Source organism: Pseudomonas sp. GL-R-19, from assembly GCF_019956375.1.
Lineage (GTDB): Bacteria > Pseudomonadota > Gammaproteobacteria > Pseudomonadales > Pseudomonadaceae > Aquipseudomonas.
In genome coordinates, this window is sequence record NZ_JAHBDJ010000004.1 from 131,038 (window position 1) to 149,937 (window position 18,900).

At 60.8% G+C, this 18,900-nt stretch carries 14 protein-coding genes and 2 rRNA genes; 6 read left to right on the plus strand and 10 right to left on the minus strand.

Features of this window, described 5'->3' with window-relative positions:
- Positions 1-12: 12 nt before the first annotated feature.
- Together KGA83_RS02660 and KGA83_RS02665 are read right to left on the minus strand one after the other, a co-directional pair.
- Positions 13-924 carry a LysR family transcriptional regulator gene (locus KGA83_RS02660; protein WP_223528220.1) on the minus strand — a complete coding sequence of 304 codons (912 nt, stop codon included), beginning with the start codon at positions 922-924 and terminating at the stop codon, positions 13-15.
- Between the two features lie 57 nt (positions 925-981).
- Entirely contained in the window at positions 982-1,572 is a 591-nt protein-coding gene (locus KGA83_RS02665; RefSeq protein WP_108219823.1) for an NAD(P)H-dependent oxidoreductase, read from the minus strand.
- A 163-nt stretch (positions 1,573-1,735) separates the two neighbouring features.
- Between KGA83_RS02665 and KGA83_RS02670 the strand changes: the two genes are divergently transcribed.
- Entirely contained in the window at positions 1,736-2,050 is a 315-nt protein-coding gene (locus KGA83_RS02670) for a putative quinol monooxygenase (protein ID WP_108219824.1), read from the plus strand.
- Here the strand turns inward: KGA83_RS02670 and KGA83_RS02675 are convergent.
- Positions 2,040-2,804 (minus strand): sulfite exporter TauE/SafE family protein, encoded by a 765-nt coding sequence (locus KGA83_RS02675; protein ID WP_223528223.1) that lies wholly within the window; start codon positions 2,802-2,804, stop codon positions 2,040-2,042. The genes KGA83_RS02670 and KGA83_RS02675 overlap by 11 nt on opposite strands.
- A gap of 203 nt (positions 2,805-3,007) precedes the next feature.
- Between KGA83_RS02675 and KGA83_RS02680 the strand changes: the two genes are divergently transcribed.
- The 4 genes from KGA83_RS02680 (at position 3,008) to KGA83_RS02695 (ending at position 5,385) form a co-directional block, all read left to right on the plus strand.
- Positions 3,008-3,892, plus strand: coding sequence for a LysR family transcriptional regulator (locus KGA83_RS02680; protein WP_223528226.1), 885 nt, complete (start codon positions 3,008-3,010; stop codon positions 3,890-3,892).
- Between the two features lie 42 nt (positions 3,893-3,934).
- On the plus strand, positions 3,935-4,513 hold the full coding sequence (locus KGA83_RS02685) for an NAD(P)H-dependent oxidoreductase (protein WP_223528229.1): 579 nt from the start codon (positions 3,935-3,937) through the stop codon (positions 4,511-4,513).
- A 49-nt stretch (positions 4,514-4,562) separates the two neighbouring features.
- Positions 4,563-4,934 carry a MerR family transcriptional regulator gene (locus tag KGA83_RS02690; RefSeq protein ID WP_223528232.1) on the plus strand — a complete coding sequence of 124 codons (372 nt, stop codon included), beginning with the start codon at positions 4,563-4,565 and terminating at the stop codon, positions 4,932-4,934.
- Positions 4,935-5,040: 106 nt separating this feature from the next.
- Positions 5,041-5,385 carry a cupin domain-containing protein gene (locus KGA83_RS02695; protein WP_007988984.1) on the plus strand — a complete coding sequence of 115 codons (345 nt, stop codon included), beginning with the start codon at positions 5,041-5,043 and terminating at the stop codon, positions 5,383-5,385.
- Positions 5,386-5,546: 161 nt separating this feature from the next.
- On the opposite strand, the gene mmsB is transcribed toward KGA83_RS02695, so the two are convergent.
- Positions 5,547-6,434, minus strand: coding sequence for a 3-hydroxyisobutyrate dehydrogenase (gene mmsB, locus KGA83_RS02705; protein ID WP_223528235.1), 888 nt, complete (start codon positions 6,432-6,434; stop codon positions 5,547-5,549).
- 10 nt (positions 6,435-6,444) lie between these two features.
- On the minus strand, positions 6,445-7,971 hold the full coding sequence (locus KGA83_RS02710; RefSeq protein WP_108219830.1) for a CoA-acylating methylmalonate-semialdehyde dehydrogenase: 1,527 nt from the start codon (positions 7,969-7,971) through the stop codon (positions 6,445-6,447).
- 150 nt (positions 7,972-8,121) lie between these two features.
- Between KGA83_RS02710 and KGA83_RS02715 the strand changes: the two genes are divergently transcribed.
- Positions 8,122-9,072: a LysR family transcriptional regulator gene (locus tag KGA83_RS02715; RefSeq protein ID WP_108219831.1), complete on the plus strand. Its 951-nt coding sequence runs from the start codon at positions 8,122-8,124 to the stop codon at positions 9,070-9,072.
- 4 nt (positions 9,073-9,076) lie between these two features.
- Here the strand turns inward: KGA83_RS02715 and recD are convergent, their stop codons facing one another.
- The 5 genes from recD to KGA83_RS02740 all read right to left on the minus strand — a co-directional run.
- Complete coding sequence (gene recD / locus KGA83_RS02720) at positions 9,077-11,185, minus strand: exodeoxyribonuclease V subunit alpha (protein WP_223528238.1); 2,109 nt, start codon at positions 11,183-11,185, stop codon at positions 9,077-9,079.
- Positions 11,182-14,871 (minus strand): exodeoxyribonuclease V subunit beta, encoded by a 3,690-nt coding sequence (gene recB / locus KGA83_RS02725; protein WP_223528241.1) that lies wholly within the window; start codon positions 14,869-14,871, stop codon positions 11,182-11,184. The genes recD and recB overlap by 4 nt, the downstream gene beginning before the upstream one ends.
- Positions 14,871-18,320, minus strand: coding sequence for an exodeoxyribonuclease V subunit gamma (gene recC, locus KGA83_RS02730; RefSeq protein ID WP_223528244.1), 3,450 nt, complete (start codon positions 18,318-18,320; stop codon positions 14,871-14,873). The genes recB and recC overlap by 1 nt, the downstream gene beginning before the upstream one ends.
- A gap of 205 nt (positions 18,321-18,525) precedes the next feature.
- Positions 18,526-18,641, minus strand: a 5S ribosomal RNA gene (gene rrf / locus KGA83_RS02735).
- A gap of 151 nt (positions 18,642-18,792) precedes the next feature.
- Positions 18,793-18,900 (minus strand): 23S ribosomal RNA (locus KGA83_RS02740); the annotation flags it as partial.

Genomic DNA, 18,900 nt, shown 5'->3' on the forward strand with positions numbered 1-18,900 from the left:
AGGAGTCACGAGTCAGCCCTTGAAATCTGCGCTCGCATAATCCGCCAATTTGCCCTGGATAAAGTCCAGGAAGCATTGAATCCGCAGGGCCAGCTGCGAGTTGCGGTAGTACACCGCGTTGATCGGCTGGCGATAACCGCTGTTGAATTCGGCCAACAACACTTTCAAGCGTCCGGCACGAATGTCGTCGATGGTCATGAAATGCGACAGGCTGGCGATGCCCTGGCCGTCCAGTGCGAGATGGCGGATGGTTTCGCCGCTGGAGGCGCTGATCGACGCCTGGATCGGCCAGCGATCGCCATGCACGTAACGCAGCGGCCATTGGTTGAGGCCTTCGTTCTGGGTAAATCCCAGCAGCGAATGTTCGGAGAGGTCGGCCACGGCTTGCGGTGTGCCGTGCTTTTCCAGATAGGCCGGGCTGGCGACGATGTGCAGCGGACTGCAACCCAGGGAGCGGGCATGCAGGGTCGAGTCGGTCAGGGTGCCGATGCGGATGGCGATGTCGGTGCTCTGTTCCAGCAGGTCGATGATCAAGTCATTGCTGTTGAGTTCGAGCTGGATGTCGGGGTAAAGCCTGCGGAATTCATCGATGTAGGGCACGATGGCGTGCAGCATGAAAGGCGATGCCGCGTTGATCCGCAAACGCCCGGACGGCGTTTGCTGGCGTGAGGACAGGCGCTCTTCGAGCTCGTGCATCTGATCGAGAATCCGCTTGGCGTGTTCGAAGAAGTACTTGCCCTCCTCGGTCAGGTCCATGCGCCGCGTGGTGCGATTGATCAACGTGGTGTCGAGCTTGGCCTCCAGCCGCGACAGCGTGCGACTGACCGCCGAAGGCGTTTGCCCGACCTGCTCGGCCGCCGCAGAAATCGACCCGCATTCAATCACACAGACGAAAACCTGCAATTCATCGGATCTGGCTTTCACGTGTGTCCTCTTCGCTAATCGATCTTTTTTGCCGGTACGACCGATAGTAGCCGAGCGCTAAGCCTTGAGGCCAAACACCTCAGCCAAATGCTGCTCATATCGCGCCACGTCGCCTTCGATGTTCGGGCGTTTCATCACGTCCACGCACAAGAACGTCGGCAAGCCGGTCATGCCCAGGAACTCGTTGGCCTTGTGGAACGGGAAGTACACCGCGTCCACGCCTTTGGCCTCGAAGAAGTCGGTCGGGTCGTCGAAGGCTTGCTGCGGGGCGTTCCAGGTCAGCGACAGCATGTATTGCTTACCGTGAATCAGGCCGCCGCTGCCGTATTTCTGCGAGGCGTCGGAGCGAGTGCGACCGTCGCTGGCATAGAGGCTGCCATGGCCTTCGGTAAACACCTCGTCGATGTACTTCTTCACGGTCCACGGCGCGCCCATCCACCAGCCGGGCATCTGGTAAATGATCACATCGGCCCAGAGGAACTTGGCCACTTCTTCGGCGACGTCATAACCCTCGTCGATGAAGGTGGTTTTGACATCCACGCCGCCGCGATCCAGCACGCTCAACGCGACTTCATGCAGGGTGGTGTTGTAGCGGCCGTCGGAGTGCGCAAATTTTTTGCCGCCATTGAGCAACAGGACTTTTTTCATGAGAGAACTCGGGAAGGGTCGGGAATCGGATGGCGGCAGAATACCGATCAGCCTCGCGCGGAATAAGCCTCGATCGAGCAAAATTCATTTGATCTACAAGCACGAATCAGCAGCCGATTGTTGCCTTAGACTGGCATCAGTTCTGACTTGAGGAGAGATGTAGATGAGTGAAATCCAGGGTTTCATCCTGCACGCCAAGACCCACCCGGAAAAATCCGACGCCTTTGAAGCATTTTTCAGCGGCTACGTGCAAGCGAGCCGCGCCGAGCCTGGCTGCATCGAATACCACATGCTGCGCGACAAACAGGACCCGACCCTGTTCATCTTCTACGAGATCTGGCAATCCCGGGCCCACCTCGACGTGCACTCGAACCTGCCGCACATGAAGCAGTTCCTCGAGCAGCGCGATGAATACCTGGAGCGGGACTTCGAGATCCGCGCCATCGAGATGATCAGTCCGTCGTCCGCTAGCCGCTGATCAGCAAATGGCCGCCGAGAACACCCAGGCCAACGAAAAACACGCGCTTGAACCACAGGGCGCTGATCCGCTGGCGCAGCGATTGCCCCAGCCACATGCCGAGCATGGCCGGGATCAGCGCCAGCAACGATGCGCTCAACTCGCCCCCACCGAGAGCGCCACGCCATAGCAATCCTCCGGCCAGGGCCAGGGTCGAGACGGTGAACGACAGGCCCAGCGCCTGCACCAGCTCGTCCTTGCTCAAGCCCAGCGCTTGCAGATAAGGCACCGCCGGAATCACGAACACGCCGGTGGCCGAAGTGATGACGCCGGTCAGCACGCCACACAATGGACCGAGCCAGTGTTCGCTGCGCCGTCCCACGTGCAGAGTCGGCAGGCACAAACCGCTCAGCGCATACAGCAACAACGCCGCCCCCAGCCCCCGCACCACCCAGTGACCACCGCTCATGCCGATCCACAGCGTGCCCGCCCCGGTGCCGATGAAGATTGCCAGCAGCATCGGCCACAGTCGTTTGATCAGCCCGGGCAAATGCCCGCCGAACGCCAGTTGCCAGACGTTGGTCAGGGTCGCCGGAATGATCAACAGCGCCGCTGCCTGCGCCGGCGCCATAGCCAGGCCGAGCAGGCCCATGGCAACGGTCGGCAGGCCCAGGCCGATCACGCCCTTGATCATGCCGGCCAGCACAAAGGTGCCGATAACCAACAGTGAAAGGGCCAAGCCAAGATTTTGATAAAACGCCGAGAGTGTATTCATGGGGCTATGGTGAGCCCGCAAGGGGTGATTGAAAATCTGCCATATACTGAGGTTGCCTCTCTCCGTACAAGAGGCTGAATAATCGGGTGCGGCATCTGTCGTCATCGCGAGCAGGCTCGCTCCCACAGTGGTTATGTGTCGTTCACAAATCCCCTGCTCGCGAAGACGCCCTTCCAGACAACATTCAACTTGGGATTGTTGTAATGCACTTCGACCTGACCGACCTGCGCCTGTACCTGAATATCCTCAACTGCGGCAATATCACCGCCGGCGCCGCACGCAGTCATTTGTCCCTCGCGGCGGCCAGTGCGCGAATTCGCGCCATGGAGGCGTCGCTGGGTGTCGACTTTCTACTGCGCAATCGCCGTGGGGTCAGCCCGACGCCGGCCGGCAATGCCCTGGCCCGACACGCCCGGGTTCTGTTGCAACAGGCCGAACGCCTGCAACAGGAAATGGCCGAGTACGCACAGGGCGTCAAAGGTCAGGTGCGGCTGCTGTGCAATACCACGGCGATCACCGAGTACCTGCCAGAATTGCTCGCGGACTTCCTGCGCAGCCATCCCAACCTCGACATCGACCTGCAGGAACTGCCCAGCACCCGCATCACCCATGCCTTGCGCCAGGGCGCGGCGGACCTGGGCATCGTTTCCGACGCGGTGGACACCGATGACTTGCAGACACGACCGTTCCGCGATGATCCGTTGGTGCTGATCATGCCCCGCGAACACCCCTTGGCACAGGCAACCTCAGTGAGCTTCACCGACACGCTGTATCACGACTACGTCGGCCTGAATGCCAACAACGCGTTGGCGGTGTACCTGGAAGAGCAGGCACTGCACGCCGGCCTGCGCATGCAGATTCGCATCCGCGCCGATGGCTTCGATGGTGTGATGCGCATGGTCGCCCGTGGAGCGGGCCTGGCAATCGTACCGCTGGCTGCGGTCGAACGCGGGTCAGGCGGACTGTCTTTCAAAAGCCTCCCCATCCAAGAGCCCTGGGGCCAACGCAAACTGTTGCTCTGTGCCCGGGACTTCGCCGCATTACCCGGCTATGCCAAGGCGCTGCTGCACGCCTTGACTCTCCCCTGAGGGGCAGACTTTATCCTTGAGGTTTGATCTTCAAGGACAGCGATGATGGGTAAACGAATACTGGTGATCCTCGGGCATCCATCAAGCAATAGTTTTTGCGCCGCCCTTGCCGAGCGTTACACACAGTCGGCAGCGCGTGCCGGGCATGAGGTGCGGCAGTTGTTTCTGGGCAGCATGGATTTTGATCCGGTACTGCGCGAAGGCTATCAGCAGGTCCAGCCGCTGGAAGCCGACTTGCGTAACGCCCAGGCCGATATCCTGTGGGCTGAACAACTGACGCTGGTCTATCCGATCTGGTGGGGTGGCGTACCGGCCTTGCTCAAGGGCTTTTTCGACCGGGTGTTCTTGCCCGGTTTTGCCTTCAAATATCGCCAGGGCAAAGCCTTCCCCGACAAACTCCTGCGCGGCCGAACCGCCCATTTGCTGGTGACCATGGACACACCGCCCTGGTACTACCGATGGATCTACCGCATGCCCGGTTTGCATCAGGTCCGCAAAACCACGCTGGATTTCTGTGGCATCAAGCCCACCCGAACCCTCACCTTCGGGCCAATTCTCGGCGCCAGCGCAGACCGGTATGCGGCCTGGTTGCGGCAAGCCGAAGCTATCGCCAGCGCTTGAGTCGGTCGATAATGCGCCGAGCTTTATCCTCGGAGAAAAGGACCTTCCCATGTACATCGGCCAAGCCGCGCAACGTTCCGGCACCACTGTCAAAAGCATCCGTCACTACGAGTCAATTGGCCTGCTGCCCGCCGCATGCCGTCAGGGCAAGTACCGCATCTATGACCAGCACAGCGTCGACCTGCTGATGTTCATCAAATGTGCCCAGCAACTCGGGTTCAGGCTCAAGGAATTGCAGTCGGTCTTCGCCGGACATCAGGGCCCGCAGTTGCCATGGGAACAGGCACATCAGGTCATCGCCAGCAAAAAACAGGAAATCGCCGAGCGAATAGCGGCGTTGTCGCAACAGCACTCGCAATTGGTCGAGTTCGAGAACAGCCTCGAACAATCCAGGCGCGACTGCCCGCTGAACCATCTTTGAGAGCAGTGCGTTTCTGGGCAGCTCAATGTCGAGCACAGACAACTGATGATTGGACAAGCGCTATAGGGTGCGACTTCAGTTCTTGAGCCCACTGCCCGGAGTCATCATGACCGCACCGATTACCGTTCTTCGCGACACCCACCCGCTGCCCGTGCTCGACGCCTGCAAATGGGAAAAGCTCGAAGGTGACCCGCACACCGTCAACCTCAACGCCTACACCAGCGAAGACGGCAGCAAGATCATGGGCACCTGGATTTGCACGCCGGGCAAGTGGTACGTGGAATATGTGAAGTGGGAGTATTGCCATTTCCAGGAAGGCTACTGCGTCATCACTCCGGAAGGCATGGCGCCGATCCACCTGCGCGCCGGCGACATTTTCGTCATCGAGCCAGGGATGAAAGGCACCTGGGAAGTGGTGGAAACCGTGCGCAAATATTTCGTGTTTGCCTGATACAAAAAAACCGGGGGATCACCCGACGTGATCTCCCGGTCAATATCTTTGGGTACATGCAATTTTTGTAGGAGCGAGCTTGCTCGCGAAAAACCCGAGAACAACGCGGGGTGTCAGCCTCCCCGCATTATCGTTAACGACCATCGCGAGCAAGCTCGCTCCTACAACGGTTTGCGATAGCCGTTGATGATCGCCGAGAAGTCCTGCCCACCCTCCCCACGCAAACTCATCGCCTGATACAACTGCTGGGCCACCGCGCCGAGTACCACCGGCTGGTGCGCCTGACGCGCCGCTTCAGTGGCCAGCCCCAGGTCCTTGAGCATCAGTTCGGCCCCAAAGCCGCCGGTGTAACCGCGCGACGCCGGCGCCGTTTCAACGATCCCCGGCCACGGGTTGTACATCTCCGAACTCCAGCAACGCCCGGTGGAACTGTTGATGATGCCCGCCAGCACCTTGGTGTCGATGCCCAGGGCATCGCCCAGCGCCATGGCTTCGCTGACGCCGACCATGGAAATCCCCAACAGCAGGTTGTTGCAGATCTTAGCGATTTGCCCGGTGCCGACCTCTCCACAATGGACGATGTTGCGGCCCATCTGCGCCAGCACCGGTTGTAGGGTGGCGAACAGTTCAGGCGTGGCGCCGACCATGAAGGTCAGCGTCCCGGCGGCTGCACCACCGGTGCCACCAGAGACCGGCGCATCGGCCATGGCCACGCCTTGTTTGGCAGCGGCGGCGGCTACGTCCCGCGCGGTCTGCGGGTCGATGGTGCTGCAATCCACGGCCGGTACACCTTTGCCGATACCGGCGAGCACACCGTCTTCACCCAGCCACACACTGCGCACATGCACCGCGGCGGGCAGCATGGTGATGACCAGTTCGGCGCCCTCTGCCGCTTCACGGGCCGATGCGCTGATGCTGCCGCCCAGCTGTTCCAGTTCCGCCAGCACAGCTTTGTTCAGGTCCACCAGGCGCAGTGCATGGCCGGCCTTGATCAGGTTGCGCGCCATCGGCGCGCCCATGTTGCCCAGACCGATAAAAGCGATTTTCATGTCCGGCTCCTTAACGCAGGTTGATGGTGGTGTTCACACCGTCGTTGACGCTGTCGTCGTCGAACCAGCGGCTGGTGACGGTCTTGGTCTGAGTGTAGAACTGCACCACTTGCTTGCCATACGGGCCGAGGTCGCCGAGCTTGGAACCGCGCGAACCGGTGAAGCTGAAGAATGGAACCGGCACCGGAATCGGGATGTTGATACCGACCTGGCCGACGTCGATTTCGTTCTGGAATTTACGCGCCGCCGCGCCGCTCTGGGTGAACAGGCCCGTGCCGTTGCCGAACGGGTTGGCGTTGACCAGGGCGATGGCCTCGTCGAGCGTATTGACTTCCAGCACCACCAGCACCGGGCCGAAGATTTCCTGGGTGTAGATCTGCATGTCGGTGGTCACGCCGGAGAACAGGGTCGGGCCGACAAAGTTGCCCTTCTCGTAACCCGGAACCGTGATCTCGCGACCGTCCAGTTCCAGTTTGGCGCCTTCCTTGATGCCGCTTTCGATCAGATCGAGAATCCGTGCCTTGGCCTTTTTCGAGATCACCGGGCCCACATCAGTGCCCGGCTCGCTGCCGGCATTGACCTTGAGCTTCTGCGCCAGCGCCTTGAGATCCGGCAGCCATTGCTTGGCCGCGCCCACCAGCACCACCACCGAGGTGGCCATGCAGCGTTGACCGGCAGCGCCGAAGCCGGCACCCACCAGCGCATTCAGCGCTTGTTCGCGATTGGCGTCTGGCAGCACCACGGCGTGGTTCTTGGCGCCCATCATCGATTGCACGCGCTTGCCGTGCTTGCCCGCCAGGTCATAGACGTGAGTACCGACGGCGGTCGAACCGACGAAGGAAACCGCCTTGATGTCTTTATGGGTGCAGAGCCCGTCCACCACGTCCTTGCCACCGTGCACGACGTTGAGCACGCCGGCCGGAATGCCGGCCTCGATGGCAAGTTCCACCAGCAGCATGGTCGACATCGGGTCCTGTTCCGACGGTTTGAGCACGAAGGTGTTGCCGCAGGCGATGGCCATCGGGAACATCCACAGCGGAATCATTGCCGGGAAGTTGAACGGAGTAATGCCTGCGCACACACCGATGGGCTGGCGCAGGGTGTAGGTGTCGACGCCACCGGCGACGTTTTCAGCGAACTCGCCCATTTGCAGGCTGCCGATGGAGCAGGCGTGTTCGACCACTTCCAGGCCACGGAAAATATCGCCTTCGGCGTCGGCAATGGTCTTGCCCTGCTCGGCGCTCAGGACCGCGGCGATGCGCTTGGAGTGCTCGCGGATCAGCGCCTGAAGCTTGAGCATGATGCGCATGCGCGCACCGATCGGGGTCAGCTTCCAGGTCTGGAAGGCACGATGAGCTGCGCTGATGGCCGCGTCGACTTCTTCGGCGGTGGCAAACGGCACTTTGGCCAGCACTTGCTGGGTCGCCGGATTGATGATGTCGTGCCATTCGGTGGTCTTGGATTCGACCCACTCGCCGTCGATCAACAGCTTGACCTTCTGCACGGTGGTTTCGTTAGGCGTAAGCGATGCGTTCATGTGGGTCTCCTGGACTTTGTTGTTATCAGGGGAGCCAAGGCGAGAAAGTCGCCTTGAGATGAGGCGTGTGCCGTGAATTGGTTAACGGACTGTTTTTGGAGTATAGATGTGCAAACTTCTAATAAGAACGCACATAAAAACCGGTCCAACATGCAAAAAAACATCACCTCCCTCGGCTCGTTGAACTGGGATGACCTCAAGTTTTTCCTTGAAGTCGCCCGCACCCGCAAGGCCAGCACCGCGGCAAAGCGCCTGGCGGTGGACTACACCACAGTGTCGCGGCGCATCAGTTCCCTGGAAACGGCACTGGGCACATTGCTGTTCGAAAAATCCCGGACCAACGGCTTTGTCCTGACCGCCGAAGGCCAGCGGTTGATGGGGTATGCCGAGTCGATCGAAAGTACCCTGCACATGGCGTGCGAGCAGGTTTCCGGGTCCGGCGTGGCGCTGTCCGGGCATGTGCGCATGGGGTGCACCGAAGGCTTCGGCAGCTTTTTCATCACGCCGCAGCTGAGCCACTTCGTCGACACCTACCCGGCGATTTCGGTGGATATCCTGCCGCTGCCGCACTTCATCAGCCTGTCCAAGCGCGAGGCCGACATCGTCATCGCCCTGGAGCGTCCGGAGCATGGTCCGTACGTCTGCTGCAAACTGTGCGACTACCGGTTACAGCTGTACGCGACCCAGGATTATCTGGACAACCACCCGCCGATCCGCAAACCAGCCGATTTGGCCAAGCATTCGTTTATCAGTTACGTCGACGACCTGGCGTTCAGCTCGGAGCTGTTGTACCTGGCCAACGTATTGCCCGGCGCCAGTGCCAACCTGCGCAGCACCAGCGTGATCGCGCAGTTCGTGGCCGCGCAGCAAGGACGCTCACTGGCGATCCTGCCGTGCTTCCTCGCCACTCAGGACCCTCGCCTGCTGCCGGTGTTGCCGCAGGAAATCAATATCACTCGACAGTTCTGGATGTACTGCCGCGAAGACCTGCGCAAGCTCAAGCGGATCACCCTGTTGTGGGATTACATCCGCCAGGTGACTGAGCAGAATCAGGGTCTGCTGATGGGCGAAAGCCGGGAGATGCTGTTTGCCGATGACTGACCTTTCAGTCTGTCGGCTCGCGGCCTTCCTTTAGCTCCAGCATCAGTCCGCTCAAGCGTTTGACCCGGCGTTTCACCGCCTCTTCAAACACGCCTGCACGCGACTCGATCAAGGTGAACCAGTCCTTGGCCCGGGTAATTCCGGTGTAGATCAGTTCCTTGGTGAGGACCGGATTCAAGGCGTCAGGAAGAATCAACGCGGTATGTGCGAACTCCGAGCCCTGGGATTTATGCACGGTCATGGCGTACACGGTTTCGACATCATTCAGGCGGCTGGGCAGGACAAATCGCACGCCGCCCTGGCCATCATTGCGTGGGAATGCCACACGCAGAACCTGCTTTCCATTTTCATGTCCGTCCTGTTCCGGGAGCTTGAGGGCGATGCCGATATCGCCGTTCATCAACCCCAACCCGTAATCGTTGCGGGTCATCAGGACAGGGCGACCTTCGTACCACTGCTGGTCACTGTCGATCAGGCGTGCCCTCAGCAACGCGTCCGTCACTCGCTGGTTCAAGCCTTCAACACCCCACCGCCCCTTGCGCACGGCACATAACAACTGGAATGCGTCGAAGGCCTGCAACACTTTCCGAGCCCAATCGATCCAGCGCGAATCTTCCAGCGGGCTGTCCAGTGGTGGCCGCTGATTGCGCAGCACGCTCAGGTAATGCCGATAACCCTGCGGGCCTTCACCATGACCGTCGAGAAGCAAGCGTTCCAGGGCACGATCCTGCTCGCCCTTGAGGGACAAGCAATACACATCGTCATGGCTTCGCGCCGACAACAACTTGCGGGCTTCTTCGGGCTGCTGCTGGTTGACCCAACGAGCGAGTTGACCAATACCACTGCCCTCACCGAATCGCCGGGAATGGCGCAGCATCACAACCTGTTGGGCCAACGGATGAGTACCCTGGGCGTCCTCCTGCAAGCCGCTGGCCTGCAGGTTTTCGCCACTGACGGCTTCCAGCCACTGATGTGTCTGCGGGCTGTACCAGCCAGCCTCCGCGTCGCGACACAGGTCCCCCAATACCGCACCGGCCTCTACCGAAGCCAATTGATCCTTGTCCCCCAACAGCACGAGGCGCGCATGGGCCGGCAAGGCGTCGAGCAGGTTGGCCATCATTTCCAGGTCGATCATCGAGGCCTCGTCCACCACCAACACATCCAGCGGCAGGCGATTGCCCGCGTGATGGCGGAAATGACGAGTCCCGGGTCGGCTGCCGAGCAGGCGGTGAACGGTGGTGACGTCGGAGGGGATCTTTTCCCGTATTTCCTGGGTGACCTTCAAGGTCCGGACTTGCTGGCTGATGGACTCCGTCAGGCGCGCCGCGGCCTTGCCGGTCGGCGCGGCGAGGCGAATGCGCAGGGGCACGCCGGCCTCGACCGCTGGCGCCTGGAGCAACGCCAGCAAGCGCACGACAGTGGTGGTCTTGCCGGTCCCCGGCCCCCCGGTCACGATGCTGAAGGCGCTGCGGGTCGCCAGGGCGCAGGCGAGCTTCTGCCAGTCGATTACGTCACCGGACCGGGCAGGACCAAACAGACCGGTGAGGCGCTGCAACAAGTCGTTCGGCGTGGACTCGTGTTCCGTCAAACGCTCGCGCAGTGAAAGGTCGATCCGTCGCTCGTAGGCCCAATAGCGGCGCAGGTACAAGCGTTTGCCCGATAAAACCAAAGGTCGGTCGCGCACGTTGTCACGGCTGTCAGCGGCCAGCGCGACCAGGTTGCTCGCGGCCAGTACCTTGCACCAATGGGCCCCGTCCAGTGATCCCAGCAATTGCGAGGGCAACAGCATTGCACCGCCTTGCACGTCACCCTCAGGTGGTAATGACAGGGCGAAATCCGGTTCTTTCAGTGTCTCGAACAGGTCGAGACAGACATGCCCGTGGCCCAATTGGTGGCTGGTCAGTGCGGCCGCCAGCAACACCAACGAATCATCCTCCGGAGCCAGTTCATGCAGAAACGCCACAAAGGCTTTGTCCAGCGCGCGCAACCAGCCACGCTCGACCCAACGCGTGAGCAACAACAACAAGTCGTCGGCACGACTCAGCGGCGCCAGATCGGCCAGGCTTTCGGCTGCCAGCGATGTGGGCAACAAATCGGCGAATGTGCGATTCATAACAGTACTCCCTGTTCCCAGGCGGGTTCGGCCTTGGGTTCCGGCTTGCCCTGGAACAGCCTGTCCAGACGCTCGATCAGTTCTCTTGGCGGCCGGGCGAAAAACACACCCTGGCTGGCCGCACGCGTACCCCGCAAAAACAGGTACAACGCACCGCCGACATGCCGGTCGTAGTCGTAATCGGCGAGCCGCGCCTTGAGCTGACGGTGCAGGGCCAACAGGTACAACACGTATTGCAGGTCATAACGGTTGTCGAGAATCGATTGTTCCATGGCCTGCGCGGTGTAGGCCGCATCATCGACGCCGAGCCAGTTGGATTTGTAGTCGGCAACGTAGTAGCGGCCGTCATGTTCGAACGTCAGGTCGATGAAGCCCTTGAACATGCCGTTGAGTAACACCGGTTCGGCGGCCACCCGGGCAACGCCGTTATGGGTGTATTGGCACACCAGCGCATCGAGCTTGAGCACATCGACCTTATGGCTGGCGAACCAGAACTCCATCTCGACCTGATACTGCGTCAACTGGCCGAATACCACCGATGCCTGACCGCCGCCCAGTTGCAACGGCGACTTGAGCAGATGCTGCAGCCAGTCACTCAGCGTGGTGATCCAGCCCTCCCAGCCTCGACGGTTGCAGCGACGGGCAATGGCGTCGACTACCTCTTGTGGTGACGCAGCAAAACCTTCGCCCCCCGCCCATTCGAGCAAGCCATGGAGGAAGGTGCCGGGGTTCGGGCCGCGCGGGAAGCGATGGATATCGCCGCCACCGGCGACCACTTCCCTGGGGGCCTGCGGGTCGAGGCGTTCGTCATCGAACAGTTTTTGCGCCTGCGGGCTCTCCGGCGCCTCGTCGGTGCCGACGCTGAGGGTGTCGCCAATGCGCAACGCGCTGTAAGAAGCGATCCACCAGTTTTCACTGGCCTTGCGTTTCGGAACCCGCGGAACAAGCAGCGCCGCGTCGTTTTGCGGTGGCTGGTAGTGCTCCGCTGTTGCTTCAGGCATCTCGGCATAGGCCAGCGCCGGGCAGTCCTGTTGCAGATCCCGCAACCAAATCTGTAACGCCGGGGAATCGGCCAACGGCGCACCGCCACCGAGCAGGTAACCCAATGCCGACAGGTGCAGCACCGAGCCATTGTTGTTGCCGCGCTTGAGGTCGGCCACCCCCAGCCAGCAAGCGTGTTGCGCCCGGGTCAGGGCGACATAGAGCAAGCGCAGGTCCTCGGCCAGACGCTCATCGTCAGCCAGGGCAATCAACTCCGCCGTTGGCTTCAACGTGACCTGGGCATTGCCGGATTCATCGTGGTAGTGCAACGGCAAGCGGCTGCCATCCACTGGTTTCACCGAGCAAATGAACGGCAGAAACACCAAGGGATATTCAAGGCCCTTGGACTTGTGAATGGTCACGACCTTGACCAATTGCTCATCACTTTCCAGACGCAGGATCTGCTCTTCGCCAGCCTGCCCGGACAACGCCAGATGCTCGGACAGATGCCGGATCAGGGCTTGTTCGCCATCGAGTTCGGCGGCGGCTTGTTGCAGCAGTTCGAAAAGGTGCAGAAGGTTGGTCAACACGCGCTCGCCATCACTGCGGGCGATCAACGCCTGGGGCAGACGGAAGTCGTGCAGCAAGCGCCGCAGCATCGGCAGTACGCCCTGCTTGCGCCAGACTTCGCGATAGCCACGGAACTGCATGACCCGGGATTCCCAGGCCAATTCGTCCTGATTCAGCCGCTCCAGCTCAGTCAACGACAGGTTCAACGTGATGCTGGCCAACGCGGCTCGTAGCGGGCGTTCGACATCCGGCTCGGCGCAGGCCTTGAGCCAGGTCAGCACGTCATGCGCTTCCTGGGCGGCGAACACCGAGTCCTTGTCCGACAGGTAAACACTGCGCACGCCACGGGCGGCCAATTGCGCACGAACCGCCTGCGCCTCCTTGCCGTCGCGGACCAGGATGGCGATGTCCGCCGGCAACAGGCCCCTGAAGGCTTTGCCGTCCTGGGTGAATCCCGCTTGCTCCTGCTGTCCGCCATTGAGCAATGCCGTGATTTCACTGGCGCAGGCAGCCGCCAGGTGTTGCCGGTACACCGCACCGGACAACGGTTGTTCGGCCGGCAAGTGCCAAATGTTCAAGGCCGGGATTGCCTGGTCATTGATGCGCAAGACTTCTTTGCGGCCCTGGGAGGCAACCGGCGTGAACGGAACCGGGTTGTCGCCATTCTTCTGCCTGAAGAGGAAAGCGCCGCGTCCTGACGCCCGGGCTTCGGCGCGCTCGAACACATGGTTCACCGCGTTGACCATGCCGTGGCTCGAGCGAAAGTTGGTGCCCAGGGTGTGCAGGCGGCCGGTGGTGGCCTGCCGGGCACGCAGGTAGGTATGGATGTCGGCACCGCGAAAAGCGTAGATCGCCTGTTTCGGGTCGCCGATCAGGAACAGACCGCACTCGGGGCTGTTCTCTTCAATGCGGTAGATGCTCTCGAAGATCCGGTATTGCACCGGGTCGGTGTCCTGGAACTCATCGATCAGGGCGACCGGAAACTGTTCACGAATCAGGGTTGCCAGTCGCTCGCCGCCATCGGACTGCAAGGCCGCATCGAGGCGCAGCAACATGTCGTCGAAACCCATTTCCGCGCGGCGACGCTTCTCTTCCTCGAATCGCGCCCCGACCCAGCGGGCCGCATGTTGCAGCACGGCGGCATCAGGCGTTGGCAACCCATCGAGACAGGCCTTGAGGCCGGCCATCGCATCGAGCCCCGGATGTCGAGGCGCTTCGCCCTTCCAGGCTTCGGCCATGCCATCAGGGGTCAGGCGCGTGAAGCCGGTGCCGATATCCAGTTGCTCAAGGGATTCGTCTTCGGCCCAGGCCTTGATCTTTTCGAACCAGGGCTCGAAGTAGCGTGCCTGCATCTTGCGACCGTCGACGCTCTTGCTGGCAACGCCCTGGTGACAGATCGCGAGCAACTCGTCCGCCCACTGCAGCCAGGGCTTCTTCAGTTCGATCAGGGCAACCCGTCGCTCTTGCAAGCATTGCGAAATCACCTCGGCGGGCTCTTTCCCTTCAAGGGTATCCCGCTCGCTGGCGAACAGCGCACGAATCCGCGGCAGCAGCGTCGCCGGTCCGCCCCAATTGCTGCGCACCCAATTCAATGCATCACCTTGCATCGGGTAACAGAACAGTCGCCAGTAATCGCGCAGGACTTCCCCCAGCAAGTCGCTGTGGTCGGTTTCCAGGGTCTGGGTAAACAGGCTGCCGCTGTCGAACGCGTGCTCGCGCAACATGCGCTGGCACCAACTGTGGATGGTCGACACCGCCGCCTCGTCCATCCACTGCGCGGCGATATCCAGGCGGTTTGCGCACCCGGGCCATTGCTCGGGCAAGTACTGAATACGCAACTCGGCAATCAGGCTGTCCGGGGCCGGTGTTTCATCGCGAAAATATCGTGCGGCCTCGGCGAGCCGTGTGCGGATGCGTTCGCGCAGCTCTTTGGTCGCGGCGTCGGTGAAGGTCACGACGAGGATCTGCGGCGGCAACAGCTCACGCCCGAAGCCACTGTCCTCCCCGCCATTGCCAAGCACCAGACGCAGGTACAGCGCGGAAATGGTGAACGTCTTGCCGGTCCCGGCGCTGGCTTCGATCAGTTGGCTGCCGCGCAGCGGGAATGCCAGGGCCAGAGGTGTCTTCGTGTTCATCAGCGCGATTCCTCGCTGGACAGTGAACGCCAGGGTGCTTCGAAAAGCGGACGATAAAGTGCATCGCACCAGTCGCTGAACGTCTCATCGGCGACCAAGGCATCGTAATCGGCGAATTGGCGCGCGAGTGCCGGGCTTTCGCGACGCTCTCCGTCCGTCGTCTGCCCATCCCCTTCATAGGCCTTGCGCGCAGCGGAATCGGCCTTGATCGGGTCGGTTTGCCCCAGCCACGCAAAGGCTGTTTTGACCGCGATCGGCAGAGGCTGGCGCATACCCGCCTGCCAGGCCATCAACAGGTCACCCAGCGTTTTCCGCGCCGTGGACTCATCCATCGGTTCGAGCAACAGACTGTCGTCGCCGGCCACCAGTGCAGTGGTCAGCGCCATGCCACTGGCACAAGCCACCAGATGGGTGAGCCACGGGCGTGTCAGTCGATGCCATTTGCGTGACTTGATCGAGCCAATACTGTTGGGGATCGTAGTGATCGACAGCAATCCGCCATCGGCGCGCTGATGCAGGCCGCTGAGCCAGCCCTCAATGTGCAGGCCTTGCAGTTCCAGATCGACGGGCAACGCGCTGCTGAGCGGTGTTGGCCACAACGCCAGGAGCTGTTGGTGGCGTTGCAGCAAGTCAGGTAATGGCTCGATCAACTCGCGTTGCAGGCACTCACCGAATCCGGCCATGGGCAGCAGCCCGCTGTTTTGCAGGCGTTTCGCCTGATCCTCCAGTGCCTGTCCGGTATTTCCAGGATCTGCCAGCGCCGCTTCGAGCAAACGGTCGCTGAGGCTGTAACGCTGCAACGCATCCAGGACAAAAGGCTCTTCATCAGCCAAGGGCACATCAGCCGCCTCGAAGAAGACCTTCAGGCGCTGGCTGAAAAAGTGCCGTACCGGATTGCGCAGGAAATCCTGCAGTTGACCGAGACTCAGTGGTTCGTCCTGAACGTGAGCCTCGAGCACTTCGGCGCTTGCCTGTTGCTCTGTCGCTTGATGAAGGACCTGCCATTCGGTGGCGTAGCTGAACGACTCATCCCCGTCGTGAAAGTAGCGAGCACTGAAGGGTTGCAACGGGTGTTCCCGGGTCATGGCCTCCAGCAGGTCATTGTCGCTTTGTGACAATCGCCAACCGCTGGCCAGGTGGTCGCGTAACTGGCCGATCAGCACCGACGCAGGCCTCTCGCTGTTATCGCGGATGCTGCGTCCCACCCAACTGATGTAGAGCTGGTCCCGTGCCGACAGCAAGGCTTCCAGTAGCAGGTAGCGGTCATCTTCGCGCCGGGAGCGGTCACCTGGACGGTAATCACTGCCCATGAGATCGAAATCCAGTGGCGGCTGCGCGCGCGGATAATCGCCGTCATTCATGCCCAACAGGCACACCAGTTTGAACGGGATGGCGCGCATGGGCATCAAGGTGCAGAAGTTGACCGCTCCGGCCAGAAAGCGTTGGGACAAACGGCCCTGATCCAGACCCGCAAGCCAGGCTTCACGGACGACGGTCAGCGGCAACTCGTCCTGCAACCCGACCGACTCGCAGGTCTCGAGCCAGGTCTCACGCAGCTCTTCGAGCTGAGCCAGCAAGTAGTCATCGTGTTCGTTACTGGCAAGAAAGAACAACTGCACCAACGCCTGCAAGCGCAAGCCCCATTGCCCCGGTGATGCTGGCTGAGAGAGTTCGTGGTGAGCCACTTCCAGCGCGTCCAGCAGCGCAACCAGCGGGCCGATTAGCGCGGCGTCCAGGCCCCCGATTTCGTCGTAGGGCTCGATACCCTCATAAGCATCGGCGCTGCCAACGGCATAACCGAGCAACATCCGGCGCAAGCCGAAACGCCAGCTGTTTTGCTCCAGTTCATGCGGCAGCCCGAGCCCGGCACGCTGCTCGGCGTTCATGCCCCAGCGAATGCCGGCACCTTCGATCCAGCGGTGCAGCGTCGGCAGGTCGCGCTCCTCAACACCAAAGCGAGCGCGCAGTGCCGGGACGTCCAGCAGATCGAGAATTTCACTGACGGGGAATCGGCTGTCAGGCAGCTTGAGCAGGTGCTCGACAGCAATCAGCAATGGATCGCGGCCGCGCTGGCCCTGGTCAGCCAGGGTAAATGGAATGAAGCGCGGATCCTGGCGGTCAAGCTGACCAAACACGGCACGAATATGCGGTGCGTAGCTGTCGATGTCCGGAACCATCACGATAATGTCCCGGGGCCGCAGTGTCGGGTCGGCGCTGAAGCGCGAGAGCAGTTGATCGTGGAGGATTTCGACTTCTCGCTGGGCGCTATGGGCGATGTGAAAACGGATCGACTCGTCCTTCTTCAGGTCGATAGCGGGCCAACGCTCCCGAGTCTCGTTGAGGGGACGCAACTCGAGGATGTCATCCTGCAATTGGTTGAGCATGTTCAGCGGCTGACTTTCACTGAACAGGTCGATGCGCCCGTCGCGGAATGCCGAACGATAGCTGTTGGGATCGTCATAACTGTCGAGCAGGTTGATATAGTCCCGCCCCTGTTTACCCCAGGCAGCCAGCAATGGGTGAGCATGCTGGTGCAGGGTTTGCGGATCGATCACTACTGGCATGCCGCTTTTGCGGGCCTGACGCTTGTATTGATGCCGCAACAGGTCTTTATCGGCGACGATGTCCGCCCAATGGTGACGACACGGGTTGTGTACGCACAGCAGGACCTGGCTGAATCGAGCCAGTCCCGCCAGTGCTTCCAGGGCTTGAGCAGGCAGGGAAGAAATCCCGAAAACGATCACTCGCGAGGGTAATCCCTTGGGGGCTGTTTCGAGATGGTTGATACGCTCGACAAATCGCTGATGGACGCCGGCACGGCTTTGCGCCATGCCTTCTTCCCCCACATCCAGCAAGAGTGCGCGCCATAACTCTGCCTGCCAGCAATTGGCCGGGGTCAGGGGTTTGGTTTCGCCCCTGGCGTTTCCTGTTTGATGTCGACCTTGCGCCCAGTCTTCCAGCCAGTCAGCCCGATAGACCTGGTATTGGTCGAACAGATCCGCCAGACGCTCGGCCAATTGATAGCGTTTGCGCAGATCGGTGTCATGGGTCAGGAAACGCTGCAGCGGCTCGAAGTGCGGCTGATTGATCAATTGCGGCAGCAGGCGCATCAGACGCCAGGTCAGCGGGGCTTTATCGAGCAGGGACTTGACCGGAATTTCGTCGCGGCCAAGGACCATGCGATAGAGCTGCCACATGAAGCTGCCGGGCAACTGCACGTCGATGGCGGCAGCGATGCCGCAGCCTCCCATGTCGTCGTCCTCAGAATCTTCCGCCAGTGCCAGCTTCAGCCATTGGGCAATGCCATTGCTTTGCACCAACGCGATTTCATTCTCCAGGGGAGCCAGCGGGTAGCGCCGCATCCAGCTGACCACCAGGCTGCGCAACTCATCCAGGCGGTTGCCGTGAACCACCATAAAACCAGCACTGAGGGACGTCGCGTCCGGCATAAAGGCTTCCTTGGAAATGCAAAATCGAGAAACGACTTTAACATCTGTAGGAGCGAGCTCGCTCGCGAAGGTCGTCAACGATGACGCGGGTGGTCTGGGGTAACGCCGTGTCCTGAAGTTCTTCGCGAGCAGGCTCGCTCCTACAGGAAACAAGGCGCAAAAACAAAACCCCAACTGCTTTCGCAATTGGGGTTTTGGAATTCAATCTTGACGATGACCTACTCTCACATGGGGAAACCCCACACTACCATCGGCGATGCATCGTTTCACTGCTGAGTTCGGGATGGGATCAGGTGGTTCCAATGCTCTATGGTCGTCAAGAAATTCGGGTACCGAAGCGTCTTTCGACGTTTCAGCAAATTGGGTATGTGACAGCTTTCGGTGTTTTGTGAGCGTCGAACTTTCGGTTCATTGCGTCTTCACACACCGCAATCTGATGCTCTTTCGAGTAGTCAAATTGCTTGGGTGTTATATGGTCAAGCCTCACGGGCAATTAGTATTGGTTAGCTCAACGCCTCACAGCGCTTACACACCCAACCTATCAACGTCGTAGTCTTCGACGGCCCTTCAGGGGACTCAA

Excerpts from the sequence above, each read along its gene's own strand:
- recD (WP_223528238.1), bottom strand. The coding sequence starts at position 11,185 with ATGAATCGCACATTCGCCGATTTGTTGCCCACATCGCTGGCAGCCGAA.
- KGA83_RS02670 (WP_108219824.1), top strand. The coding sequence starts at position 1,736 with ATGAGTGAAATCCAGGGTTTCATCCTGCACGCCAAGACCCACCCGGAA.
- KGA83_RS02665 (WP_108219823.1), bottom strand. The coding sequence starts at position 1,572 with ATGAAAAAAGTCCTGTTGCTCAATGGCGGCAAAAAATTTGCGCACTCC.
- KGA83_RS02690 (WP_223528232.1), top strand. The coding sequence starts at position 4,563 with ATGTACATCGGCCAAGCCGCGCAACGTTCCGGCACCACTGTCAAAAGC.
- KGA83_RS02685 (WP_223528229.1), top strand. The coding sequence starts at position 3,935 with ATGATGGGTAAACGAATACTGGTGATCCTCGGGCATCCATCAAGCAAT.
- recB (WP_223528241.1), bottom strand. The coding sequence starts at position 14,871 with ATGAACACGAAGACACCTCTGGCCCTGGCATTCCCGCTGCGCGGCAGC.
- KGA83_RS02710 (WP_108219830.1), bottom strand. The coding sequence starts at position 7,971 with ATGAACGCATCGCTTACGCCTAACGAAACCACCGTGCAGAAGGTCAAG.
- KGA83_RS02675 (WP_223528223.1), bottom strand. The coding sequence starts at position 2,804 with ATGAATACACTCTCGGCGTTTTATCAAAATCTTGGCTTGGCCCTTTCA.
- KGA83_RS02715 (WP_108219831.1), top strand. The coding sequence starts at position 8,122 with ATGCAAAAAAACATCACCTCCCTCGGCTCGTTGAACTGGGATGACCTC.
- KGA83_RS02680 (WP_223528226.1), top strand. The coding sequence starts at position 3,008 with ATGCACTTCGACCTGACCGACCTGCGCCTGTACCTGAATATCCTCAAC.
- KGA83_RS02695 (WP_007988984.1), top strand. The coding sequence starts at position 5,041 with ATGACCGCACCGATTACCGTTCTTCGCGACACCCACCCGCTGCCCGTG.
- mmsB (WP_223528235.1), bottom strand. The coding sequence starts at position 6,434 with ATGAAAATCGCTTTTATCGGTCTGGGCAACATGGGCGCGCCGATGGCG.
- recC (WP_223528244.1), bottom strand. The coding sequence starts at position 18,320 with ATGCCGGACGCGACGTCCCTCAGTGCTGGTTTTATGGTGGTTCACGGC.